Source organism: Catellatospora bangladeshensis (assembly GCF_016862575.1).
GTDB lineage: Bacteria > Actinomycetota > Actinomycetes > Mycobacteriales > Micromonosporaceae > Catellatospora > Catellatospora bangladeshensis.
On the sequence record NZ_BONF01000047.1, the window covers coordinates 1 to 24,805 of the forward strand.

The 24,805-nt window shown below is 74.4% G+C and carries 13 protein-coding genes; 11 read left to right on the forward strand and 2 right to left on the reverse strand.

All coding sequences use genetic code 11. From position 1 onward, the window contains the following. Window positions 1–3,050: AMP-binding protein (locus Cba03nite_RS33620; RefSeq protein ID WP_203755265.1), on the forward strand; the 3,050-nt coding region annotated here is incomplete at its 5' end. Continuing rightward, window positions 3,047–6,013, forward strand: a complete 2,967-nt coding sequence (locus tag Cba03nite_RS33625) for a non-ribosomal peptide synthetase (protein ID WP_203755266.1) — start codon at window positions 3,047–3,049, stop codon at window positions 6,011–6,013. The genes Cba03nite_RS33620 and Cba03nite_RS33625, both read left to right, overlap by 4 nt. A 57-nt stretch (window positions 6,014–6,070) precedes the next feature. On the opposite strand, the gene Cba03nite_RS33630 is transcribed toward Cba03nite_RS33625, so the two are convergent. Beyond that, window positions 6,071–8,764 (reverse strand): collagen-binding domain-containing protein, encoded by a 2,694-nt coding sequence (locus Cba03nite_RS33630; RefSeq protein WP_203755267.1) that lies wholly within the window; start codon window positions 8,762–8,764, stop codon window positions 6,071–6,073. A 189-nt stretch (window positions 8,765–8,953) separates the two neighbouring features. Continuing rightward, complete coding sequence (locus Cba03nite_RS33635) at window positions 8,954–9,628, reverse strand: hypothetical protein (RefSeq protein WP_203755269.1); 675 nt, start codon at window positions 9,626–9,628, stop codon at window positions 8,954–8,956. Window positions 9,629–9,806: 178 nt separating this feature from the next. Between Cba03nite_RS33635 and Cba03nite_RS33640 the strand changes: the two genes are divergently transcribed. The 9 genes from Cba03nite_RS33640 (at window position 9,807) to Cba03nite_RS33680 (ending at window position 24,794) form a co-directional block, all read left to right on the forward strand. Further along, entirely contained in the window at window positions 9,807–11,024 is a 1,218-nt protein-coding gene (locus Cba03nite_RS33640) for a collagen-binding domain-containing protein (protein ID WP_203755271.1), read from the forward strand. Between the two features lie 155 nt (window positions 11,025–11,179). After that, on the forward strand, window positions 11,180–12,559 hold the full coding sequence (locus Cba03nite_RS33645) for a serine hydrolase (RefSeq protein WP_203755273.1): 1,380 nt from the start codon (window positions 11,180–11,182) through the stop codon (window positions 12,557–12,559). Window positions 12,560–12,681: 122 nt separating this feature from the next. Continuing rightward, window positions 12,682–14,265: an ABC transporter substrate-binding protein gene (locus Cba03nite_RS33650; protein ID WP_203755275.1), complete on the forward strand. Its 1,584-nt coding sequence runs from the start codon at window positions 12,682–12,684 to the stop codon at window positions 14,263–14,265. 205 nt (window positions 14,266–14,470) lie between these two features. Then, window positions 14,471–15,463: an ABC transporter permease gene (locus Cba03nite_RS33655; RefSeq protein ID WP_239126215.1), complete on the forward strand. Its 993-nt coding sequence runs from the start codon at window positions 14,471–14,473 to the stop codon at window positions 15,461–15,463. A 3-nt stretch (window positions 15,464–15,466) separates the two neighbouring features. Continuing rightward, on the forward strand, window positions 15,467–17,434 hold the full coding sequence (locus tag Cba03nite_RS33660; protein WP_203755281.1) for a dipeptide/oligopeptide/nickel ABC transporter permease/ATP-binding protein: 1,968 nt from the start codon (window positions 15,467–15,469) through the stop codon (window positions 17,432–17,434). Beyond that, window positions 17,431–18,384, forward strand: coding sequence for an ABC transporter ATP-binding protein (locus Cba03nite_RS33665; RefSeq protein WP_203755284.1), 954 nt, complete (start codon window positions 17,431–17,433; stop codon window positions 18,382–18,384). Before Cba03nite_RS33660 ends, Cba03nite_RS33665 begins: the two co-directional genes overlap by 4 nt. 55 nt (window positions 18,385–18,439) lie before the next feature. Next, window positions 18,440–21,775, forward strand: coding sequence for a serine hydrolase (locus Cba03nite_RS33670; protein WP_203755287.1), 3,336 nt, complete (start codon window positions 18,440–18,442; stop codon window positions 21,773–21,775). Then, entirely contained in the window at window positions 21,775–22,932 is a 1,158-nt protein-coding gene (locus Cba03nite_RS33675; protein ID WP_239126216.1) for a M20 family metallopeptidase, read from the forward strand. The genes Cba03nite_RS33670 and Cba03nite_RS33675 overlap by 1 nt, the downstream gene beginning before the upstream one ends. Before the next feature lie 194 nt (window positions 22,933–23,126). Further along, entirely contained in the window at window positions 23,127–24,794 is a 1,668-nt protein-coding gene (locus tag Cba03nite_RS33680; protein ID WP_239126217.1) for a PucR family transcriptional regulator, read from the forward strand. The last annotated feature ends 11 nt before the right edge of the window (window positions 24,795–24,805 follow it).

The following is a 24,805-nucleotide window of genomic DNA, read 5'->3' on the forward strand; positions in this document are numbered from 1 at the left end:
GTGATCCGATGACGCCCCGCACCCTCCCGGAACTGCTGGCCGCCCTCGCCGCGGCGCGACCCGAACATGTGGCGCTGCGGCTGGTGACCGGCCCCGGGCAGGGTGCGGGGCTCACCGCGCGTGACTGGCACACCCGGTCCGTGTCCGCCGGGCACGGCCTGCTCGGCAAGGGCGTCGCGCCCGGTGACCGGGTCGGGCTCGTGTTCGGCGGGCACGGCTGGCTGGACTACGCGGTCGCGTACGCGGCCGTCACCGGCGTCGGCGCGGTCGCCGTGCCGATCAGCGCCAAGCTGCCCCCCGCCCGCATCGCCGAGCTGCTGTCCCACAGCGGCGCGGCGGCCGTGGTCGGCGCGGACGGCTGGGCGCTGTCCGACCTGGACGGCCTCGGCGAAAAGCCGCTGCCTGCCGTCGAGCCCGGACAGTGCGCGCAGATCGTCTACACCTCCGGCACCACCGGCACGCCCAAGGGCGTCACCGCGAGCCACGCCAACCTGACCCACGGGCTCGACCCGGCCCGGCCGCCGCTGGCCCATTCGCGCCACGCGCTGCACGCCTTCCCGCTGGGCACCAACGCCGCGCAGACCATGCTGGTCACCGCACTGGTCGCGCGGCCCACCGTGGTGGTGCTGCCCGAGTTCGATCCGGCCGCGTACGCCGAAACGGCACGGACCCTGGCCGCGGGCACCCTGTTCCTGGTGCCCGCCATGGCGAGCGCGCTGCTGGAGGCGGGCGTGCTGGACGGGCTGGACGACGTGCAGCTCGTCTCGTGCACCGCCGCCGCGCTGCCGCCCGCGCTGGGCCGTGCCCTGTCGGAGACGCTGCCCGAGGCCGTCATCGTCAACAACTACACGTCCACCGAGGCCGCGCCCGCGTACACCAGCATGGTCTTCGACCCGGACCGGCCGGACTCGGTCGGCCGGGCCGAGGGCGGCGCGGAGCTGCGCATCCTCACCACCGACGGGGAGCCGGCCGGGCCGGGCGAGGTGGGCGAGGTGTGGCTGCACGCCGGTGACGCGGCCCGCGCCTACCACGCCGACCCGCACGGGAGTGCGGCCGTGTTCCGGGACGGCTGGGTGCGCATGGGCGACCTCGGCTACCGTGACGCCGCCGGTTACCTGTATCTCGTGGACCGGGAGTCCGACCTGGTCAACGCCGGGGCGCACCGGGTGTCCACGCTGCGCGTCGAGGCCGCCCTGTACGAGCACCCGCAGGTCACGGCCGCCGCCGTGCTCGGCCTGCCGCACCCGGTGATGGGCGCGACCGTGGCCGCCGCGGTGGTGCTGCGCGACCCGGCGGCCCTGGACGGGCTGCGCCCGTTCCTCGCCACCCGGCTCGCCGGGTACGAGCTGCCCACCCGCCTGATCGCGGTGCCCGAGCTGCCGCGCAACGACGGCGGCAAGGTGGTCAAGGGCGCGCTGCGGGAGCTGTTCGCGTCGGCCCCGGCCCGGGTGGCGCCGCGCACCGAGGCGGAACTCGCGCTGGCCGGGCTGTGGCGCGAGGTGCTGCGGGTGCCCGAGGTCGGCGCGGGCGACGACTTCTTCGCCCTCGGCGGTGACTCGATGCGCGCCACCCGCCTGGCCGCCGCCGCGTCCGAGCACTTCGGCGCTCCGGTCCCGGTCTCCCTCATCTTCGAGACCCCGGTCCTCGCTCCCCAGGCACTCCGCCTCGCGCAGCCCCCGGTGACCGGGCCGGCCGGCGGCGTCCGTCCGGCGAGCGAAGCTCCCGCCACGCGGTCGGCGACGGGCGAGAGTCTCGACCGCGAGGGCGGGGTGCCGCTGAGTTCGACGCAGGAGAGCATGCTGGCCTGGACGTGGGCCACGGGGGAGCCGCGCGACGTGGGGCCGATCAGCGTCGGCATGCGGGTGCGCGACGAGCTGGACCCCGACCTGCTGGAACGTGCCCTGGCCGAGGTGGTGCGGCGGCACGAGGCGCTGCGGACCGTGTTCGACCGCGACGCGGCCGGGATCGACCGGGCGCGGGTGCTGGCCGAGTGCCCGCCGGTGGTGACCGTGGCGGCGGCCCGGGATCTCGCGCACGCGGGCGAGCTGTGCCGGGCGGACCGGGAGCTGCGCTTCGACACCGGGCGGGGGCCGCTGGTGCGCGCGCTGGTGGCGAGCCTCGCGCCGGACGACCACGTGCTCGGGCTGGCCGTGCACCACCTGGTCTGCGACGGCGTGTCGATGGGCGTGCTGCTGCGCGAGCTGGGGCTGGCGTACGCGGCGCTGCGCGGCGGGCACCCGCTGCCACCGTCCGTGCCGGACACGGCGCTGCGGGACTTCGTCGCGTACACCCGGCGGCAGTGGTGCGTCACCCTGCCGCACTGGCACCGGGTGCTGGACGGCGCACCGGCGAACCTGGTGCCGTTCCGGGGCCGGGAGGTCGCGACCCGGCTGCGCAGCGGGCAGCGCGAGGTGCCGCTGCCCGCCGGGCTGGGCCCCGGGCTGCGCCGTGCCGCCGCCGCGCACGGCGCGACCCCGTTCATGCTGATCGCGGCGTGCTGGGCGGCGGCGCTGGCGGAGCGCACCGGCACGGACGACATCGTGCTGATGTCCCCGGTGCCCGGCCGGACCCGGCCCGGCAGCGAGGCGCTGATCGGCTGCCTGAGCCAGTCGCTGCTGCTACGGGTGGACACCTCCGGTGCGCCCGGCCACGACGGGCTGCTCGCCCGGACACGCCGGGTCGTGCTGGACGCGCTGGACCACCAGCACTTCCCGTTCGTCGAGTTCTACCTGCGGCATCCCGGCGCGGCCTGGCTGCGGGTGGAGACCTGGGGCGGCCAGGCGCACCTGCCCGGCCTGGAGTCGGAGGCGTTCGACCTGCCCCGGGCGCTGGACGCGGACTGGCCCACCCCGGGCGGCGAGCCCGATCTCCAGTCGCCCGAACTCGCCGTGGTCGAGCACCCGGACGGGAGCCTGGTCGGCCACCTGCTCTACAACCACCACGCGTTCTCGCCGTCCACCATGGACGAGCTCGCCGCCCGGGTCGCCGCGCTGCTGCGCGACGCGGTACGCGAACTCGCCCCCGCCGCACCGCAGGAGGAGCACCGATGAGCACCGCCACCCCAGCCCAGCACGGCATGTGGCTGACCGAGCACCTGGGCCTGGCCGGTACGGCGTACCACATGCCGCTGCCCGTGTGGCTGGACGGCCCGCTGGACTCCGCGCGGCTCGCCGCGGCGTGCGCGGCGGTGGTGGCCCGGCACGAGGTGCTGCGTACGGCGTTCGCCGAGGCCGACGGCGAGCTGCGGACCGTGCCCGCCGACCCGGTGCCCGCGCTGGTGCTCGGCGAGGCGCCCGCTGATCTGGCCGAGTACATGCGGGAGCGGACGTCGGCGCCGTTCGGGCTGGACGGCGGGCCGCTGATCCGGTTCGAGCTGGTGCCCGCCGGGCCGGGGCGGCACCTGCTGCTGATCGTCGCGCACCACCTGGTGTTCGACGGGGAGTCCAAGGAGATCCTGCTGGCCGACCTGGCCGCTGCCTACTCGGGCCGGGAGCTGCCGCCGCTCGGCCCGTCCGAGCCGCCGGTGCTGCCGGTGGAGGCGGCGGCCGCGCACTGGTCGGCGGCGTACGCCCCCGCGGCCGAGCCGAACCTGCCCGGCCTGCTCGGCCGCACCGGGCCCGCCGCGACCACGGGCGTGGCGGTGCCGGTCGAGCTGGACGCGGACCGGGTGCGGGCCGCCGCGCGGGAACTCGGCGCGACCGCGTTCGAGGTGGTGCTGGCCGGGCTGCTGACCCTGCTGGAGCGCTACGGCGACGCCGCGCCGGTGATCGGCGTGGACCTAGGCACCCGCACCGCGTCCGAGCACGACCGGATCGGCCTGTACGTCAACGAGCTGCCCGTGGCTGTGCCCGCCGACGCTGCGACTGCCTCCGGCGACGAGGTGACGGCGCGGGCACGGGCCGCCGCGGTGCGGCAGCGCCTGCGTGAGACCTACGCGGTGCGGACGGTGCCGCTGTCCTGGGCGGTGTCCGGGCTGTCCCCGCGCGCCGCGCTCACCCCGGTGTCGGTCAGCTACCGCCGCCGGGCCCGGCCCGAGCCGGTGTTCGCCGGGCTGGCCGCGCGGGTCGAGTGGACCGCGTACCACCACGCCGCCCGCAACGCGCTGCACGTGCAGGTGCTCGACGACCCGGCGGACGCGACGCTGCCCGTGCTGCTGCACGTCGACCCGGCGCGGCTGAGTCCCGCCGACGCGTCCCGGCTCGGCGGGCACCTGCGCGCGCTGCTGGACGGGTTCGCGTCCGACCCGGACGGGCCGGTGTCCGGGCACGAGCTGCTCGGCGCCGACGAGCAGGGGCTCACCGCGGCCTGGAACGACACCGCCCGGGTGTTCGCCGGGCCGGGCACGCTGCACGGGCTGGTGGACGCGGCGATCGCGGCGCACCCGGACGCGGTGGCGGTGGTCGCCGCGGACAGCGCGATGACGTACGCGCAGCTCGACGCGGAGGCCGGTGCCGTCGCGCGGGCGCTCGCCGGGCGCGGTATCGGGGCGGGCGACCTCGTCGCGGTGTGCCTGCCGCGTACCTCGCGCCTGCTCCCGGCGCTGCTCGGGGTCCTGCGCACGGGTGCGGCATACCTGCCGCTGGACCCGGAGCATCCGTCCGCCCGCCGCGCGGACCTGCTCGCCGACGCCCGCCCCGCGGCCCTGCTCGTGCCCGACGCCGACGGCGCGACGGTGCCCGCCGAACCGGCCGCACCCGCGCTCGGGCCGGCACCGGAAGGTGCGCCCGCACCGGCGGCACGGCATGACGCCGGGCTTGCCTACACGATCTACACCTCGGGCTCCACCGGGCGGCCGAAGGGGGTGCTGATCGAGCACCACGCGGTGGTGAACCTGCTGCACGCGCTGCGGGAGGTGCTGCCGACCGGGCCGGGCGACGCGTGGCTCGCGGTGGCCTCGGCCGCGTTCGACATGTCGGTGCCCGAGCTGTGGCTGCCGCTGGTCACCGGCGGCACGGTCGTGCTGGCCACCCAGGACCAGGCCCGCGACGGCGAGCTGCTGCTCAAGCTGCTGCGCGCCGGCGGGGTCACCCACGCCCACCTCACCCCGTCCACCTGGCGGCGGCTGCTCGACGCGGGCTTCGCCGAGCCGGGCGTGGTGGCGGTGTCCGGCGCCGAGGCGCTGCCCGAGCCGGTCGCGGCGGCGCTGCGGGAGCGGGCGGGGCGGCTGGTCAACCTGTACGGCCCGACCGAGACCACGGTCTGGTCGACGTGGGCCGACCTCACCTCGGGCGGCCCGGTGACCATCGGCCGGCCGCTGGCCAACACCACCGTGCACGTGCTGGACGCGGCGCTGCGGCCGGTGCCGCCGGGGGTGCTCGGGGAGCTGTGCCTGGGCGGGTCCGGGGTCGCCCGGGGTTACCTGAACCGGCCCGAGCTGACCGCCGAGCGCTTCGTGGACACGGCCTGGGGGCGGCTCTACCGGACGGGAGACCGGGTGCGCCAGACCGCACAGGGCGTCCTGGAGTTCCACGGCCGGGTCGACGACCAGGTGAAACTGCGCGGCTACCGGGTCGAGCCGGGCGAGGTGGAGGCGCACCTGCGGGCTGCCGGGGCCGTGGCCGACGCGGCGGTGGCGCTGTCACCGTCGGGAGAGGAGCTGGTCGCGTACGTCGTCGGCGCGCCCGACGCGGCCGAGCTGCGGGAGCGGCTGACCGCCGCGCTGCCCGCGCACCTGGTGCCGTCGTCGTTCACGCTGGTGGCGCAGCTGCCGCGCAACGCCAACGGCAAGCTGGACCGGGCCGCGCTCGCGGACCTCACCGGCACGCCGCTCACCCCGCCGGAGCAGCCGCGCGCGTACACGGGCCTGGCACTGCAGGTGTACGAGATCTGGCGGGAGGTGCTCGGGCACGGTGAGATCGGGCCGGACGACGATCTGTTCGACCTCGGCGGGCACTCGCTGACCGTCACGAAGATCGCCGCGCGGATGCGCCGCCGCCTGGGCGTCGACCTGCCGCTGCACGTCTTCTTCGACACCCCGACCATCAACGGCGTGGTCGCCGCCGCTGGCCGCTGACGACATGGCGGAGCCCCACCCGCCGGGGGTGGGGCTCCGCTGCGTCAGCGCCGGGCCTCAGGGCCGCGGGTGGCCGCCGTAGTACTTCTTCTTGACCTCGACCTGCTCGTCGCGGTCGCCGCACTCGGTGCTCGCGGTCTCACCGTTCTCTCCGGTGTAGGTCGCGACCCACTGGTAGGTGCCGGGCCGCTCCGGGCGGAACGACTCCGACCGGTAGCGGCCGTCGCCGGACACGTCCACCGTGGAGGTGAACACCGGGCGGCGTTCGCAGCGCCGGTCGCCGGGGCCGTACAGCTGGAACGTGATGGTGCCGGTCTCGCTCTGCGCGCCGGTCAGGCTCGCCCGGTCGAAGACCTCGCCGCCCAGCTTCACATCGTCGGAGGCCCGGGTGACCAGGCTCGGCCCGGCGACGGGGCGGACGACGACGCTCTCGTTCTCGGCGTTGCACGGGCTGACGGCCTCGTCGTTGTTCGCGTCCCCGCTGTAGGTGGCGACCCAGCGGTAGGTGCCGGGCGCGGTCGGCTCGAAGGCCGCCGACGTGTACCGGGTGGTGCCCGGGACCAGGTCCACCTCGTCGGTGAACACGGGCCGGCCGGTGCAGGTCTCGTTGTCCGGCCCGAACAGCTCGAAGGTGATGGTGCCGGTCGGGTTCTGGCCGCCGGTCAGGCCGGCGGTGTCGGTCACGGTGCCGCCCAGCGTGATGTCGTCGGAGGCGTTCGTGACGATGGACGGCCCGCCGCGCGGATTCACCACGACCGACTCGTTCGCCGCGTTGCACGGGCTGGCCGCCGGGTCGTTGTTGGTGTCGCCGCCGTAGCCGGCGGTCCAGCGGTAGGTGCCGGGCGCGAGCGGCTCGTACGGGTCGGTGGTGTAGGTGCGGGTGCCGCTGACCACGACCACCTCGTCGGTGAACACCGGCATGCCGGTGCAGGTCGCGTCGCCCGGCCCGTAGAGGCGGAAGGTGATGATGCCCGTCGGGTTCTGGCCGCCGTTGAGGGTGGCCGTGTCGGTGACGGTGCCGCCGATCGTGATGTCGTCCGACGCGTCGGTGACCAGGCTCAGGCTGCCCTGCGGGGTGATCAGGACGGTCTCGTTCGCCGCGTTGCAGGAGCTGGTGGCGCCGAGGTTGTTCGCGTCTCCGCTGTAGACGGCGGTCCACCGGTAGAGGCCGCTCTGGACCGGGGTGGTGGCCTCCGACGTGTAGGCGGCGTTGCCGTTGTCCACGGCCACGTCGTCACTGAAGACGGGGGTGCCGGTGCAGTTGGCGTCGTTCGGGCCGTACAGGCGGAACGTGATGGTGCCGGTCGGGTTCTGGCCGCCGGACAGGGTCGCCGTGTCGGTGACCGTGCCGCCCACCGGCACGGTCGGCGAGGCCTGGGTGGCGAGGGTCGTCGTGGCCCGCGGGTTCACCACCACGGACTCGTTCTCGGCGTTGCAGGGGCTGATCAGCTCGTTGTTGTGGTCGTCACCGCTGTACTCGGCGGTCCACCGGTAGGTGCCGGCCGCGGTCGGCGTGAAGGTCGGGGACGGGTACTCGCCGTTGCCGTGGTCGACCTCCACCGTGTAGTTGAACACCGGATCGCCGACGCAGGTCGGGTTGTCGGGCCCGTACAGCCGGAAGGTGATGGTGCCGGTCGGGCTGGCGGCCTCGTCCAGGGTGGCGGTGTCGAACACCGTGCCGCCCAGCGTCACGGCGGGCGACGCCCGGGTGAAGAAGGTCGGGGTCACCGGCCCGGAGCAGCTCAGGATGCCCTCGAACGGGAAGGGGTGCATCTCGCCGCCGTTGTTGCGGGCGTCGCCGTGCACCAGTCCGCTGACGATGACCTGGCCCTCGATGTTGTTCGAGCTGCGGTCGGTCAGCGTGGCGTTGGGGGCGTACAGCGTGCCCTCCAGCGTGGCCGAGTTCGGCTGCATGAGGATGTTGAGCGCGGTCGGGAAGTTCCAGAGGATGTACGGATTCGCGTCGTCGCTGAGGCCCGCCTGGTTCGCCACCGTCCAGGCGAAGTTGTTCATGACGGCGGTGGTGTCGACGTTGACCAGCAGCGGCCGGTCCTCGGTCGGCTGGTTGCGGAACGTCAGGCTGGCGAGGTTGTTCAACTGCCCGGCGGTGAGGTTCAGGACGTTGGTGACGTCGTCGTCGAGCGTGAGGTATGCCTGCGTGCCCGCCGGGAAGTCCTCCGGCAGCGGGGTGTTCCCGGCGTCGGTGAGGGTGACGTTCTCGATGCAGCGGGACAGCGTGCTGGAGTCGCTGCGGAACTCGGTGAACGCGGTGGCGAAGTTGATCGGCGAGGCCGGGCCGACCGAGCCGACGGGCTGCGCGATGGTGAGGTCCACCCGCGGCGTCGAGTTGTACAGAGCTCCGTCGCGCACGATGCGGGTGTCCACGTTCGGCGTGTTGTTGTCGTCGGTGTCGCGTACGTCGACGCCGGTCAGGTCGCCGACCTTGACGTACCCGTCGCTCAGCACGGACAGCCGGGAGGCCGCGTCGCTGCCTGCGAGGTTGACCTGGCCGCCGACGACCAGCGCGCTGGGCCGGGCGTCGGTGCCGACGGTGAACGTGCCGACGTCGTTACCGGCCACCTGGTAGTTGCCGCCGATGGTGAGGTTCCCGCCGAGGGCGACCGGGCCCTCCGTCTCGTTGCTGGTGAGAGCGGCGTTGCCGAGGACGAAGACGTTGAAGCCCAACGCCGCCTCGGTGGGCTGGGTGGGGCTCATCGCGTGCGCGGGCTCCACTCCCAGCAGGGAGAGCATGGCTGTGGTGGCTACACACAGCGATGCGGTCGCGGCGATGCCGCGAGTCCGGAAAAGGTTCATGAGGCATATATAGCCCCATTTGCCCGGAAGAAATATCCGTTTGCCCTATTTACCTTCTTGGCACCGTTTGTCAAAATCGGCAGCGGCCGACCCTGCGGTTTCGGGTCGGCCGCTGCGCGGAACGTGCTAAGGGGTGTACGGCGCGTCGGTGTGGGACAGCTCGGTCAGGGTGCTGCCGCTGACGCCGTACACGGCGGTGCGGCGCACGGCGACGGTGGCGGATCCGGCGTCGTCGGGGCGGGTCAGGTAGACCACGGTGAGCTTGTGCCCGGCGATGCTCACCGACTCGATCGGATCGCGGTCGTCGAGCACGAAGTGGACGGTGCACTGTGCCCGGCTGCCGGGCTTGACGCACAGCATCACGCCCCACCAGCGTCCGGTGGTGTCCACGTAGCTGCTCATGATGGTGCCGACGGTGACCTTGCCCAGCTTGCCGCCGAGATCGCCGGTGGTGCACGCCTGCTGCACGGCGAGCGTCAGCCCGTCCTCGCCACCGAAGATGCCCTCGGTCAGCGGTGCGCCCGCGGAGCCGAACGCGTCATAGGGGTCGATGCTGCCGCGTACCATCGCGTCCTTGACCTGGGCGCAGGTCGGCACCTTGTTGACGGCCGCCTTCGGGCTCGGCGAGGCGGCGGGCGGCGAGGCCGCGGCCGACGGCGAACCGGCCGCCGAAGGGCTCACCACGGTGACCGCGCTGGGCGCGGCCGAGGGCGTGCCGGAGTCCTTGCACGCGGCCAGCAGGCCGGCCAGGACGGCCGCCGGGAGCAGGAGCAATGCGGTGCGGCGGGGGCGGTGCGGCATGGGGTTCCTTCGGTGAGAGGTGCGCGGCCACTGCACAGTAGGGCCGCCGGGGCCGGGTGACCGAGCCCGAGTCCGGACCACGACACTGTGATCAGCTCCCGCGGCCCGGTTGGCGGTCGCCTGTCCGAACGTTGGCGAATCGCCTGAATCGCCCGTTTTGCCGCTATAGGGTCACGACATGCGACAAAACGTGCATCGTGGCAGGTACGCCACAGCAGCCGCCCTCAGCGCCACGGCCGTGCTCGCGGCCGCCCTGCTCGGCCCGACCGACCCGGCGTCGGGCCGCGTCGCGAGCCTCGCGAACCCGGTCGCCGGTGCGCTCGGATTCAACGTGTTCGTGGCCGAGGACGCCTCCCTCGTCGCCAACTCGTTCGAGGGCCCGCTGGCGGTCGGCGAAGACCTGACCCTGGCCGGTGACGTGTTCACGGTCGCGGCCACCACGGCGGGCACCTTCCGGGTGGGCACGGACGCGCTGCCCAGCGCGCTCGTCGTCGGCGGGGAGATCGACTTCGCGGACAGCTCCGGCAGCGGGGTGCTGACCGTGCCCACCGAGGGGTACGCGAAGATCGGCGACCTCGGTGACGCCACCGTGCACGACACCGACGGCACCGGCGCTCCGGCGAACACGCGGATCGTCGCGCAGGGCGCCGCCTACGGGAGCGCACCGCGCGCCGAACTGTCCGTGCGGCAGCCGGCGGCCTCGGTGGGGCCGGCCGCGCCGATCGACTTCGCGACCGCGTTCACGCAGTTCCGGGCCACTTCGGACGCGCTGTCGGGGTGCGGCGGCAACGTGGTGCTCACCGACGCCACCGGGCTGCCGCTGCCGCTGTACCTGCCGCCGGGCACGCATGCGTACCTCTCGCTCGCGCCGGGCGTCACCAACGTGCTCAATCTCGACCCGGGGCGGCTGGCGAACATCACGACGCTGACCTTCCAGCGGATCCCCACCCTGCCCCAGGCCGACGCGCCCCTGCTGATCAACGTGGTGCTGCCCGCCGCGGGCACGGCGTACTCGTGGACCGTGCCGCAGCTGGACGGGGTCGGCACGGCGCAGGCGCCGTACATCCTGTGGAACTTCCCGAACGCGGTGGCGGTGGCCCAGGACCCCGGTTCGCACACCATGGTCGGCACGTTCCTCGGGCCGCGCGCCAACTTCATCGACTTCAGCCCGGCCGCCAACGTCGGCCAGATCGTCAGCCGCCAGCTGGTGTACGGGGTGAACCAGGCGGGCGACCAGGACGCCGGCGAGGTGCACCACGCCCCGTTCGCCGCCGACCTGAGCTGCGCGGGCGGCCCGGGGACCCCCGGACCGAGCGCTTCGCCGAGCGGGACGCCGCAGCCGTCCGGGTCGCCGAGCTCCAGCCCGTACGGCGCCCCGCGCCCACCGCGCCCGTGAGCCCACGCCGCTGGAGGAGTTAAGAAGGGCACCTTCTTCTACGCATAGCGTTAAGAAGGTGCCCTTCCTTTGTTGTTGGGGGGTACGGAGGGTGGGGTGGGGGTTCGTCGTTCGGGACGAACGCGGTGAGCTGGGCCGAACCTAGGGTGTGGCCCATGTCGAAGCTGAGTGGGATCGATGAGTGGCTGCAGCGGCGCCTGCCGGAGCTGGTGGCCGAGCATGGGGTGGGCGCGGCGGTGGCCGTGTCCGCCGGGGGTGAGGTCGTCGAGCACGCCGCGGGTGTGCTGAGCAAGGCGACCGGCGTCGAGGCGACGACGGACTCGGTCTTCCAGATCGGGTCCGTGACGAAGGTCTGGACGGTGACGCTGCTGATGCAGCTCGCCGACGAGGGCCTGCTCGACGTGGACGCGCCGGTGCGGCGCTACCTGCCGGAGTTCGTCATCGCCGACGAGGCGGCCGCGGCCGCGATCACGGTGCGGCAGCTGATGAGCCACACGGCCGGGTTCGAGGGCGACATCTTCACCGACACCGGCCGCGGCGACGACTGCGTGGAGAAGTACGTCGCCACGCTCGGCGGCACCGCGCAGCTGTTCCCGCCGGGCGAGCTGTTCTCCTACAACAACGCCGGGTACTGCGTGCTCGGGCGGATCGCCGAGGTGCTGCGCGGCAAGCCGTACGACGACTGCGTACGCGAGCACCTGTTCGCGCCGCTGGGGCTGGTGCACGCGGCCAACGGGCCGTACGAGGCGATCCTGCACCGGGCCGCGGTCGGGCACGTGCAGCCCGGGCCGGACGCCGACCCGGTGCCCGCGCCGGTGTGGGCGCTGGCCCGCTCGAACGCCCCGGCGGGGTCGATGCTCACGATGAGCGCACGCAGCCTGGTCGCGTTCGCGCAGATGCACCTGAACGGCGGCCGCGCGGCGGACGGCACGGTCGTGCTCAGCGAGGCGAGCGTGGCCGCGATGCAGCAGCGGCAGGTCGACGTGCCGTGCGCGGGGCTGATGGGCGACGCCTGGGGCCTGGGCTGGGAGCTGTTCGACTGGGCGGGCGGGCCGGTCGTCGGCCACGACGGCAACACCATCGGGCAGGCGTCGTTCCTGCGCGTCGTGCCGGGCACGGACGTCGCGGTGGCGCTGCTGACCAACGGCGGCAACCCGTTCGCGCTGTACGCGGAGATCTTCCGGCACGTGCTGCGGGAGCTGGCCGGAGTCGAGCTGCCCGAGCTGCCGGTGCTGCCGTCGCGGCCGCAGCAGGTGGACGGGGCGCGGTACGTCGGCACGTACGCGTCCGAGGTGAACGAGCTGACCGTGAGCCAGGACGCCGACGGGCGGCTCTGGATGGACCTGGTCCCGCTGGGCCTGATGGCCGAGCTGGGCGGGCAGCCCGAGCGCACCGAGCTGGTGCACCTGCACGGCGACATCTTCCTGCCCACGCAGGCGCAGCTGGGCATCCACCTGCCGCACGCGTTCGTCGGCGACGACGGCGCCGGCAACGCCATGTACGTGCACAGCGGGCGGGCGACCCGCCGGGTCTGAGCGTCCGGGGTTCGGTGCGGCGTACGGAAGCGCCGCGCCGAACTCGTCATCCGGCACCAACACGGCAGCGCCCGGCTTGGGCAGGCTGCGCCCCACAGACTTCCCCCTCGGAGGCACCCACCATGAGATCGATAGTCACAGTCACGGCGGCCGGGGCGCTCGCGCTTACCTTGGCCGCGTGCGGCGGCACGGACACCCCCGCCGGCGGCGACTCCTTCGCCGACGGCAAGACCTTCACACTGGTGCTCAGCTCCGACCCGGGCACCCTCGACCCGCACTTCACCTCCATCTCGGCGGCGGGGCAGGTCGACCGCTTCCTGTACGACTCGCTGCTCAACCTCGACGAGAAGGGCGCCGCGGTCGCGGGCCTGGCCGAGAAGTGGGAGTCGACCACCACCAGCGCCAAGTACACCCTGCGCAAGGGCGTCACCTGCGCCGACGGCACGCCGCTGACCGCCACCGACGTGGCCGCGAACATCACGTTCGTGGGTGATCCGAAGAACGCGTCCACCCGTCTCGGCGTCTTCGTGCCGCCGGGCGCGACCGCGGTCGGCGACGACGCGGCGGGCACGGTCACGGTCACCTCGCCCGCGCCGGACCCGTTCCTCGACCGCAACGTGGGCAGCCTGCACATCGTCTGCAAGAAGGGCATGGCCGCGCGCGACACGCTCAAGCAGGGCTCGGACGGCACCGGCATGTACACCATGACCGAGGCCGTCACCGGCGACCACTACACGCTGACCCGGCGCAAGGAGTACGCGTGGGGCCCCGGCGACTGGAAGGCCGACCAGCGCGGCCTGCCGGACAAGGTGGTGCTGCGGGTCGTCGGCAACGAGACCACCACGGTGAACCTGCTGCTGTCCGGCGAGGTCAACGCGGCGATCGTGGTGGGGCCGGACCGGCAGCGGCTGCAGGCCGCCAAGCTGCACGAGCGGCCGACCGTCGCGCCGCTGGGCGAGCTGTGGTTCAACCAGAAGGCCGGCATGCCGGGCGCGGACGAGGCCGTGCGCCGCGCGCTGACCCAGGCGCTCAACCTGGACCAGCTCGGCCAGGTCGTGTCCAGCGGCAGCGGCAAGCGCTCGGCCGGCCTGGTCTCGCTGGGCGGGCCGTGCGGAGACGGCAACGCGTTGTCCCTGCTGCCCGCGTTCGACGCGAACGCGGCCAAGGCCGGGCTCGACGCGGCGGGCTGGACCGCCGGGGCGGACGGCGTCCGGGTCAAGGACGGCAAGAAGCTGGCCGTGCTGTTCTACTTCCCGACCAGCGTCGGCCCCGGTATGCAGGCCGGTGCCGAGCTGCTGCAGAAGGAGTGGTCGGCGCTGGGCGTCGAGGTCACCCTCAAGGCCGTCACCGACGCCGAGATCGGGCAGCTCGTGGTCGGCGGCCAGGGCGCGTGGCAGGCGGCGTTCATCCCGCTGGGCGTGCCGGTGCCGACCGCGCTGGTGGCGTTCCTGTCCGGGCCGAACCCGCCGAACGGCGTCAACCTGGCCTCGGTGAACAACGCCGAGTACGCGGCGCTGGCCAAGGAGGCGGCCGAGGTCCCCGGCACGCAGGGCTGCCCGAAGTGGACCGCCGCCGAGGACGCGCTGTTCAAGAAGGTGGACATCGTGCCGTTCGTCGACTCGTCGATCCCCACCTTCGGCAAGGGCGCCACGTTCGAGCTGAGCCAGGGCGCGGTGATCCCGGGCTCGATCCGGATGCTCGCCTGAGCCGTCCCTGAGAAAGGCGCCGAGCGCCGTACGACCCGCTTCGCACCGGTGGGTTCGTACGGCGCTCGGCGCGTTCCCGGATGCGGTGGTGGTGCGGCCGGACGAGGGGAGGGGGTGGGGCTTGTGCGGGCGTACCAAGACCGCTGGTCCGCCCGCCCGGCAGGATCGGGGCACCGAACCCGAGGATGTGACGGAGGCCATGCCGGTGACCAGTGCGACCGCCCCGTCCGGCCCGCTCGCGGCCCTGGCCGGCAACGCGTGGCTGCGGTTCGCCGCGCGGCGGCTCGGCCGGCTGCTCGTCTCGGTGTGGGTGCTGCTCACCTTCGCCTTCCTGATGATCCACCTGATCCCGGGTGACCCGGTCCGGGCCGCGCTGGGTGTATCCGCGCCGGCTGAGCTGGTCGAGGCCCGGCGGGAGGCGCTGGGCCTGAACGACCCGCTGTGGCAGCAGTACGCCGACTACCTGCGCGGCCTGCTGCACGGCGACCTGGGCACCTCGATGCTGACCGGACTGCCGGTGTCGCAGACCATCGGCGAGCGGCTGCCCGCCACGGTCGAGCTGGCCGGGCTCGCGTTCGCCGGCGCGGCGCTGGTGTCGGTGCCGCTGGGGCTGCTGATGGCGGTGCTGACCCGCGGCGGGCGGCGGCGGCCGGTGGAGCTGGCGTTCACCTCGGGCAGCGTGGTGCTGGCCGTGGTGCCGGAGTTCCTGCTCGCGGTCGGCCTGGTGTACGTGTTCAGCGTCGAGCTGGGCTGGGCGCCAGTGGCGATGCGCCAGGGCGCCGACTCGTACGTGCTGCCGGTGCTCGCGCTGGCGGTCGGCCCGGCCGCGATCCTGGCCCGGATCCTGCGCGTGGAGACCCTCGGCGTCCTGCAGGCCGAGTACGTGCGCACCGCGCGGGCCAAGCGGCTGCCGGACCCGAAGGTGTACCTGCGGCACGTGCTGCCCAACGCGCTGACCGCGACCATCACCCTGGGCGGCCTGCTGCTCAGCACCATGGTCGCCGGGACGGTGCTGGTGGAGAACGTGTTCGCCTGGCCGGGCCTGGGCGGCACCATCGTCGGCTCGATCCTGGCCAAGGACTACCCCGTGGTGCAGGGCGTGGTGCTCGTGTACGGGCTGGGCGTGCTGCTGGTCAACCTCCTGGTCGACGTGGCACTGGCGCTGCTCGACCCGCGTTCCACGATCAGGGAGAGCTGAACGATGACCTGGCGGGCGAGATGGCTCGGCGTGCTGCGTACGCCGGTGGGCGCGAGCGCGGCGGCGCTGCTGGGCGCGGTGCTGCTGCTGGCGGTGCTGGCCCCGGTGCTGTGGGGCGCGCGCGCCGAGGCGATGGACACGGCGCAGATCCTGCGCCCCGCGTCAGGCGCGCACTGGGCGGGCACCGATGGGCTCGGCCGCGACATCTTCGCCCGGGTGCTGGTCGCGACGGGGACCTCGGTGCGGCTGGCGCTGGCGGCGACGGCGCTCGCGGTCGCGGCCGGGCTGGTGCTCGGCACGGCGCCGCTGCTGCTCGGGGTGCGGCTGGGCCGGCTGGTCACCGCCGTGGTGCACATCGCGGTGGCGTTCCCGGGCATCCTGCTCGCGCTGTCGTTCGCGGTGGTGTTCGGCGCCGGGGCGCGCGGCGCGGTGCTGGCCATCGGCTTCGCGGGGGCGCCGTCGTTCGCGCGGCTCACCCAGACGCTGACCGCCGCGGTCGCCAACCGCGACTTCGTCGCCGCCGCGCGCATCGCCGGGGTCGGGCGGGTGCGGGTGCTGCTGCGCCACGTGCTGCCCAACGTCGGCGAGCCGCTGGTGGTGAACGCGACCATCGGCGCGGGCGGCGCGCTGCTGGCCTTCGCCGGGCTGTCCTTCCTCGGCCTGGGCGTGCAGCCGCCCGGCTACGACTGGGGCCGCCTGCTCGGCGAGGGCCTCAACGGTATCTACCTGAACCCGGCCGCGGCGCTGATCCCCGGCGCGGCGGTGGTCGTGGCGGGTCTCGCGTTCAACATGTTCGGCGAGGCGGTGGCCAAGGGCCTCGGCGTGCCCACCGGCGGGACGTTCCGGAGTCTCGGCCGCCGCGCCGAGCCCGCGCCCGCCGCGGTCGCTCCCGCGCCGTCCGACGTGCTGCTGAACGTGGAGGAGCTGCGGGTCTCGTTCCCCGGCAAGGACGGTCCGGTGACGCCGGTGCGCGGGGTCAGCCTGACCGTGCGCCGCGGCGAGACCGTCGGGATCGTGGGCGAGTCCGGTTCGGGCAAGAGCCTGACCGCGCTCGCGATCGCGCAGCTCATCGAGCAGCCGGGCCGGGTCGGCGCGCGGCGGCTGGACTTCCTCGGCGCCGACCTGCTGACGGCCGGGCCGCGTACCCTGCGGCGGCTGCTCGGCACCTCGCTGGCGATGGTGTTCCAGGACCCGGCGACCTCGTTCAACCCGACCCGGCGCATAGGCACCCAGCTGGCCGAGGTCGCCCGCGAGCACCTGGGCGCGGGCCGCCGGGCGGCGCACGAGCGGGCCGTGGACCGGCTCCAGGCGGTGCACATCCCGGCGGCGCGGCGGCGGGCGCGGCAGTTCCCGCACGAGTTCTCGGGCGGCATGCGGCAGCGGGCGATGATCGGCATGGGCCTGATGGGTAGTCCGCAGCTCATCATCGCGGACGAGCCGACCACCGCGCTGGATGTGACCGTGCAGCAGCGGGTGCTGCGGCTGCTGGCCGAGCTGCGCGCCGCCGAGGGCGTGGCGATTCTGCTGATCAGCCACGACATCGGCGTCATCGAGCAGGTGTGCGACCGGGTGCTGGTCATGTACGCCGGGCGCATCGTGGAGGACCTCCCCGCCGCCGAGCTGCGGAGCGCGGCGCGGCACCCGTACACCCGGGCGCTGCTCGCCGCCGTTCCGGACCTGGCCACCGACCGCGACCGGCCGCTGCCGGTCATCCCGGGGCGGCCCGCGGACCCGGCCGCGCCGCCGCCCGGCTGCGCGTTCGCGCCGCGCTGCCCGCTGGCCGACGACCACTGCCTGACCGAAGACCCGGCGCTGGTAAGCGACGATGCGGGCCGCCGCGTGGCCTGCTGGCATGCCGACCGATACTCCCCGCCGAGCGCCTTTGCTCTGCACACAAATACGCACGGTGCGTATTTGTGTGCAGAGCAAAGCGAAGCGGTGGTCACCGCTGGACCGGAGCACGAAGCATGAGTGAGCTGACCTTCGAGAACGTCTCCGTGCGGTACGGCACCGGGCGGCGGGCGCTGACCGCCGTCGAGGGCGTCGACCTGACCGTGCCGGCCGGTTCGGTGGTCGGGCTGGTGGGCGAGTCCGGGTCGGGCAAGTCCTCGCTGGCCCGTGCCGCCGTGGGCCTGCACCCGGTGAGCGCCGGGCGGATCCTGCTGGACGGGCGGCCGCTGCGCCGCGACGGCCGGGTGGACGGGCGGCGGCCGCTGCAGATGGTGTTCCAGGACCCGTACTCCTCGCTCGACCCGCGCATGACCATCGGCGCGTCGATCGCCGAGGCGCTGCCACGCGAGGTGGCACGCGGCTCGGCGGCGCGCCGCGACGAGGTGGCGCGCCTGCTGGCGCTCGTGGACCTGGGCGCGGAGCGGGCGGCGAGCTATCCCGGGCAGCTGTCCGGCGGGCAGCGGCAGCGGGTCGCGCTGGCCCGCGCCCTGGCCGGGCGGCCCGAGGTGGTCATCGCCGACGAGATCACCTCGGCACTGGACGTGTCCATCCAGGGCACCGTGCTGAACCTGGTCCGCGACCTGCAGCGGCGGCTGCGGCTGTCGATGCTGTTCATCTCGCACGATCTGGCCGTGGTGCGCTACGTCGCCGACCACGTCGCCGTCATGTACCTGGGCCGGATCGTCGAGTTCGGACCGGCGGAGCAGGTGCTGGGGGAGCCGCGGCACCCGTACACCCGGGAGCTGCTCGCCGCCGCCGGCCGCACCGCCGGAGCGGGGCTGCCCGCCGCGGTCGCCGACGCGGAACCGGCCGACCCGCACCACCCGCCGCCCGGCTGCCGCTTCCACCCGCGCTGCCCGGTGGGGCCGCTGGTGCACGCCGACCGCACGGTCTGCCGCGAGCGCGAACCCGCGCCGACCGGCGACCGGCACCGGACTGCCTGCCACTTCGCGCCGGGCGGTGCGATGTGACCAGATCACGACGTGCAGACGAGACGATGAGAAGACCTGAGCGAGGGAGAAGCCGGTGACCACACGGCAGTGCATCGACGACCTGACCAGCTTCGCGGTGCCCGAGCAGCCCGCGCTGTCGCCCGACGGCGGCTCGATCCTGTACGTGCTGCGTACGGCCGACGCCGCGGGGGACCGGAACCTGCGCTCGATCTGGCGGGTGGACGCCCGCGACGGCGAGGCCGTGCAGCTCACCCGGGGTAAGGCCGACGCCGCCCCGGCCTGGTCGCCCGACGGCGCCCGGGTGGCGTTCCTGCGCGGCCAGGACGGTCCGGCCCAGCTGTGGGTGCTGCCCGCCGCCGGCGGGGAGGCCGAGCAGCTGACCACGCTGCCGCTCGGCGCGGGCGCGCCGGTGTGGAGCCCCGACGGCACGAAGATCGCCTTCGCGGCGGCCGTCGACATCACGGCGGACGCGGGCGAGGACGACGCCGCGCGCACCCGCCGGGGTAAGGCGCCGATCGTCACCGAACGCGTCGACTACCAGGCCGACGGCGCGGGGCTGCTGCGCGGCATGCGCAAGCACCTGCACGTGCTCGACCTGGCCACCGGGCAGGTGCGCCAGGTGACCGAGGGCGACTGGCACGCCGGTGACCCGTCGTGGTCACCCGACAGCACCAGGCTCGCCTTCGGCGCGGGCACCGCCGCCGACGCGGACCTGAACATCCGGGTGCCGCTGCACGTCCTCGACCTGACCGACCCGGCCGCGCGCCCGGCTCAGGTCGGGCTGGCCGAGGGTGTCGCCGGGCCCGCGATCTGGACCGCGGACGGCGAGGCGCTGCTGGTCGTCGGCACGGTGGCAGGCCCGACGGGGCACGCCGGGCTGCTGCGGCTGCCGCTGTCCGGCGGCGAGCCGGTGAACCTGGCCGCGTCCCTGGACCGCAACGTGATGGCGGGCGGTCCCGGCTACCCGGGGGCGGCGCCGCGCCTAGTCGACGGCGGACGCACGGTGCTGTTCTGCGCCCGCGACCGGGGCTGCACCCACCTCTATGCGGTCGGCGTGGACGGCGGCGAGCCGCGCCTGGTCGTCGGCGGTGCGGGCCGGGTCGTCTCCGGCCTTTCCGTCGCCGGTGACACCGCTGCGATCGCGCTGGCCACGCCGGAGTCGTACGGCGAGATCGTGTCCGTGGACCTGGCGGCCGGGACCGAGAGCGTGCGCACCCAGCACGGGCCGGACCTGTCCGGGCTGTTCGCGCGGCGGGAGCGGGAGTTCACGATCTCGGACGGCACGGTGGTGCACGGCTGGCTGATCCGCGACGAGAACGTGGCCGGTCCGGGGCCGCTGCTGCTGGACATCCACGGCGGCCCGCACAACGCGTGGAACGGTGCCGCCGACGAGATCCACCTCTACCACCAGGAGCTGGCCGCGCGCGGCTGGGCGGTGCTGCTGCTCAACCCGCGTGCCAGCGACGGCTACGGCGCCGAGTTCTTCGACGCGGCGATCGGCGCGTGGGGCGACGGCGACGCCAGGGACTTCCTGGAGCCGCTGGACCAGCTCGTCGCCGAGGGCGTGGCCGACCCGGAGCGGCTCGCGGTCACCGGCTACAGCTACGGCGGCTTCATGACCTGCTACCTGACCAGCCGCGACGGCCGGTTCGCGGCGGCCGTCGCCGGGGGCGTCGTCGCCGACCTGGACAGCATGGCGGGCACCTCCGACGCGGGGCACTTCCTGGCCGTGCACGAGCTGGGCGGCCAGCCGTGGGGCGACACCGAGCGGTACGCGGCGATGTCGCCGTACGCGCGGGTGGACCAGGTGACCACGCCCACGCTGGTCATCCACGGGGCGGCGGACGTGCGCTGCCCGATCGGGCAGGCGCAGCAGTGGCACGCCGCGCTGCGGGCGCAGGGGGTGCCGACCGAGCTGGTGCTCTATCCGGACGGCTCGCACCTGTTCATCCTGGACGGGCCGCCGTCGCACCGCGTCGACTTCAACCGGCGCGTGGTCGACTGGGTCGAGACGTACGCCGCGGGCGGCCGCCGGGCCGTGGACGGCGCGCACTGGCAGCGGCGGCTGGCGGTGCTCGCCGCCAAGCACGGGGTCACCGGCGCGGCGCTGGGCATCCTGCGCGTCGGCGCGGACGGGCGGCCCGACGAGCTGGCCGAGGCCGCGTACGGCCTGCTCAACATCGACAGCGGTGTGACGGCGACGGCCGACAGCGTGTTCCAGATCGGGTCGATCTCCAAGGTATGGACGGCGACCGTGGTGCAGCAGCTCGTCGAGGAGGGCCTGCTCGATCTCGACGCGCCGGTCGCCCAGGTGCTGCCCGAGCTGCGGCTGTCCGACCCGGACGTGACCAAGCAGGTCACCATGCGGCACCTGCTCACCCACACCAGCGGCATCGACGGCGACGTGTTCACCGACACCGGGCGCGGCGACGACTGCCTGGAGAAGTACACCGCGCTGCTGGCCGAGGTGGCGCAGAACCACCCGCTCGGCGCGACCTGGTCCTACTGCAACTCCGGGTTCTCGCTGGCCGGGTACGTCATCGAGAAACTGACCGGCCTCACCTGGGACGCGGCGATGCGGCAGCGGCTGTTCACGCCGCTGGGCCTGGCCCGCACCGGTACCCTGCCGGAGGACGCGCTGCTGCACCGGGCCGCCGTCGGCCACGTCGACGGGCCCGACGGGCAGCGCATGCGGGCGCCGGTCTGGGGCCTGCCCCGGGCGGTCGGCCCGGCCGGCCTGATCAGCGCGCCCGTCGCCGACGTGCTCGCCTTCGCCCGGCTGCACCTGACCGGCGGCCTGGCCGCCGACGGCACCCGGCTGCTCAGCGAGCAGGGCGTGGCCGCGATGGCGGACAAGCACGCCGACCTGCCCGACAAGCATTCCCTCGGCGACTCGTGGGGGCTGGGCTGGATCCGCTACGGCTGGGACGGGCGCCGGCTGATCGGCCACGACGGCAACACCATCGGGCAGGGCGCGTTCCTGCGGCTGCTGCCCGAGCAGGGGCTGGCCGTCACGCTGCTCACCAACGGCGGCAAGTCGCGCGACCTGTACGAGGACCTGTACCGGGAGATCTTCGCGGAGCTGGCGGGGGTGGACATGCCGCGCACGCTCACCCCGCCCGCGACGCCGGTCACCGCCCACCTCGGCCCGCACCTGGGCACCTACGAGCGCGCCGGATCGCGGATGGAGGTGCTCGACGGCGGCACGCTGCGCATCACGGTCACCGGGCCGCTGGCCGAGCTGAGCCCGAACCCGACCCAGGAGTTCCCGATGACGGCGCTGGCCGACGACCTCTACCTGGTACGAATGCCCGGCCAGCAGACGTACATCCCGGTGACCTTCTACGCCCTGCCCACCGGCGAGCGGTACCTGCACTTCGGCGCGCGCGCCACGCCTAAGGTCGGCTGATGACGATCGCATCGATGACCGAGGCGCTGCCCGTCCTGCTGTCCGACATCGAGGAGCTGGTCACCTGCGAGTCCCCGTCGCAGGACCTGGCCGCGGTGGCGCGCAGCGCCGAGGTCGTGGCCCGCCTCGGCGCCCGCCGCCTGGGCGCCGAGCCGGAACGGATCGTGCTCGACGGGCGTACGCACCTGCGCTGGCGCTTCGGCGCCGGGCCGACACGGGTGCTGCTGCTCGGCCACCACGACACGGTGTGGCCGCTCGGCTCGCTGGCCACCCACCCCTTCTCGGTGGACGGCGGCGTGCTGCGCGGTCCGGGCTGCTTCGACATGAAGGCCGGCCTCGCCATGATCTTCCACGCGGTGGCCGCGCTGCCGTCGCGGGACGGCGTGACGATCCTGGTCAACGGCGACGAGGAACTCGGCTCGCCCAGCTCCCGCAGCCTCATCGAGACCGAGGCGGCAGGGTGCGCCGCCGCCCTGGTCCTGGAGGCCTCCGCCCCCGGCGGCGCCCTGAAGACCGAGCGCAAGGGCGTCTCGCTCTACCGGGTCCGCGTAACCGGCCGCGCCGCCCACGCGGGCCTCGAACCCGAACGCGGCGTCAACGCCACCATCGAGCTGGCCCGCCAGGTCCTCGCCGTCGCGGCGCTGGCGGACCCCGACCAGGGCACCACCGTCACCCCCACCCTCATGTCCTCGGGCACCACCACCAACACCGTCCCCGCCCTCGGCGAGTTCGCCATCGACGTCCGCGTACGCACCGTCGCCGAACAAACCCGCATCCACACCGCCTTGGAAAGGAAGGGCACCTTCTTATCGTTTTCCGATGTAGAAGGTGCCCTTCCTAACCAGGCCGGGGTCGAGGTGCTCGGGGGGCCGAACCGGCCGCCGCTGGACGGGGCGTCGTCGGCCGGGCTCTACACCCGCGCCCAGAAGCTCGCCGCCGAGCTGCGGCTGCCGCCGCTGACCTGCGCGGCGGTCGGCGGGGCGTCGGACGGCAACTTCACCGCCGGCGTCGGCACGCCCACCCTGGACGGGCTGGGTGCGGTCGGCGGCGGCGCGCACGCCGACGACGAGCACGTCCTGATCGACGCCCTGCCCGGTCGCACGGCCCTGCTCACCGCGTTGATCGCCGACCTCCTCGCCGGCGGCCGGGCGGCCTGAGGCGCGTCCGGTTTCGCGCTGGGCGCGCCTAGATCGTTCGACTTGCCAGGCACACGGGCGAAAGCGCGTTCAAGATACGCCCAGGTGCCTGGCAAGTCGGACGATCATGGGGTTGGTGTGGGGCGACGAAGCGGAGGGGTGGTCTCGTCGCGGGGGACGAACTAGGGTGGCCGTCCTGCTCCTATGTTCGGACGGTGCTGACCACGGTGAAGGCGAATCTGCGCTCCCAGGCGACCCTCGGCCGCGTGCTCGACGATCTCGGCGCGACCCTGCTCGAACTCGTGCACGGCGAGCCGGATGCGGCCGGTGACATCGGCGGCGTGGCCATCCACGATCCGCTGGAGGAGCCGGTGCTGCCCCAGCGCGCCCTGGTGCTCGGCGTAGGGCTGCGCGAACCGGCCGACATCGCGCGGCTGCTGCGTACGCTCGCCGGGCAGGGTGCGGCCGGGCTGGTGCTGCGAGCGCCGGTGCCGCGCGACGCGGAGCTGGCGCGGGCCGCCGCCGAGTCGGGCGTGGCGCTGCTCGCGCTGACCCGCGGCGCGTCCTGGGCGCAGCTCGCCGCGCTGCTGCGGGCGCTGCTGGCCGAGGGCGACGTCGGCGACGCGGGGCCGCAGACCATCGGCGGCATGCCGTCCGGCGACCTGTTCGCCCTGGCCAACGCGGTCGGCGCGCTGCTCGATGCGCCGGTGACCATCGAGGACCGCAGCTCGCGGGTGCTGGCCTTCTCCGGCCGCCAGGACGAGGCCGACCCGTCACGGGTCGAGACGATCCTCGGCCGCCAGGTGCCCGAGCAGTACTCCCGCCTGCTCACCGAGCGCGGTGTGTTCCGCGACCTGTACCGCAGCGACGAGCCGGTGTTCGTCGAGCCGCCGGGCCTGCCGGGCGGGTTCACCGTGCCACGGGTCGCGGTGGCGGTGCGCGCCGGCGACGAGGTGCTCGGCTCGATCTGGGCGGCCGTGCGCGAGCCGCTCAGCCCCGAGCGCAGCCAGGCGCTGCGCGACGCGGCCCGGCTGGTGGCGCTGCACATGCTGCGCATCCGGGCCGGTGCCGACGTGGAGCGCCGGCTGCGGGCCGACCTGCTGAGCACCGCGCTGGAGGGCGGCGCCGGGGCGCGCGAGGCGCTGCACCGGCTGGGCCTGGCCGACCAGCCCGTGGTGGTGCTGGCCCTGGCCACCCTGCGCGCCGACCGGGGCGAGTCGCTGGGCACCGACGTCAACCTGGCCACCGAGCGCCAGCGCCTGGCCGACGGCCTGGCCATGCACCTGACCGCGGTGCATCCCCGCTGCGTCGCGGCCCTGGTCGGCGATGTCGCGTACGGCCTGATCCCGGTCGCGCGGGAGGGCGACGGCGAGCAGCGCGCGCTGCGTATCGCCACCGACTTCCTGGACCGGGTCGGCGACCGGGTGCGCGCGGTGATCGGGATCGGTTCGGTCGCGGCCGACGCGGGCGGCCTGGCCGAGGCGCGCGCCGGGGCCGACCGGGCGCTGCGGGTGCTGCGTTCCGGCTCGGCGGGCGGCGGGCACCGGGTCGCCCGGCTGTCGGACGTGCACGTCGAGTCGCTGCTGCTGGAGCTGCGTGACCTGGTCGCGGCGCGCGGGGACCGGCCGACCGGGCCGGTGGCGCGGCTGTTCGCGTACGACGAGCAGCACAACGCAAACCTGGTGGACACGCTGCGGGCGTGGCTGGACGCGTTCGGCGACGTGATCGCGGCCTCGGCGGCGATGTACGTGCACCCGAACACGTTCCGCTACCGGCTGCGCCGCCTCGCCGAGGTCGGCGGCATCGACCTCACCGATCCCGAGGCCCGCTTCGCCGCGATGCTCCAGCTCCGCGTCCTGCCGCCCGGCAACCGCCCCGCCTAGCCGCCCGCCCG

What these genes read in the sequence shown, in the direction of transcription:
- Cba03nite_RS33625 (WP_203755266.1), top strand. Translation starts at nt 3,047, where the DNA reads ATGAGCACCGCCACCCCAGCCCAGCACGGCATGTGGCTGACCGAGCAC.
- Cba03nite_RS33630 (WP_203755267.1), bottom strand. Translation starts at nt 8,764, where the DNA reads ATGCTCTCCCTGCTGGGAGTGGAGCCCGCGCACGCGATGAGCCCCACC.
- Cba03nite_RS33635 (WP_203755269.1), bottom strand. Translation starts at nt 9,628, where the DNA reads ATGCCGCACCGCCCCCGCCGCACCGCATTGCTCCTGCTCCCGGCGGCC.
- Cba03nite_RS33640 (WP_203755271.1), top strand. Translation starts at nt 9,807, where the DNA reads ATGCGACAAAACGTGCATCGTGGCAGGTACGCCACAGCAGCCGCCCTC.
- Cba03nite_RS33645 (WP_203755273.1), top strand. Translation starts at nt 11,180, where the DNA reads ATGTCGAAGCTGAGTGGGATCGATGAGTGGCTGCAGCGGCGCCTGCCG.
- Cba03nite_RS33650 (WP_203755275.1), top strand. Translation starts at nt 12,682, where the DNA reads ATGAGATCGATAGTCACAGTCACGGCGGCCGGGGCGCTCGCGCTTACC.
- Cba03nite_RS33660 (WP_203755281.1), top strand. Translation starts at nt 15,467, where the DNA reads ATGACCTGGCGGGCGAGATGGCTCGGCGTGCTGCGTACGCCGGTGGGC.
- Cba03nite_RS33665 (WP_203755284.1), top strand. Translation starts at nt 17,431, where the DNA reads ATGAGTGAGCTGACCTTCGAGAACGTCTCCGTGCGGTACGGCACCGGG.
- Cba03nite_RS33675 (WP_239126216.1), top strand. Translation starts at nt 21,775, where the DNA reads ATGACGATCGCATCGATGACCGAGGCGCTGCCCGTCCTGCTGTCCGAC.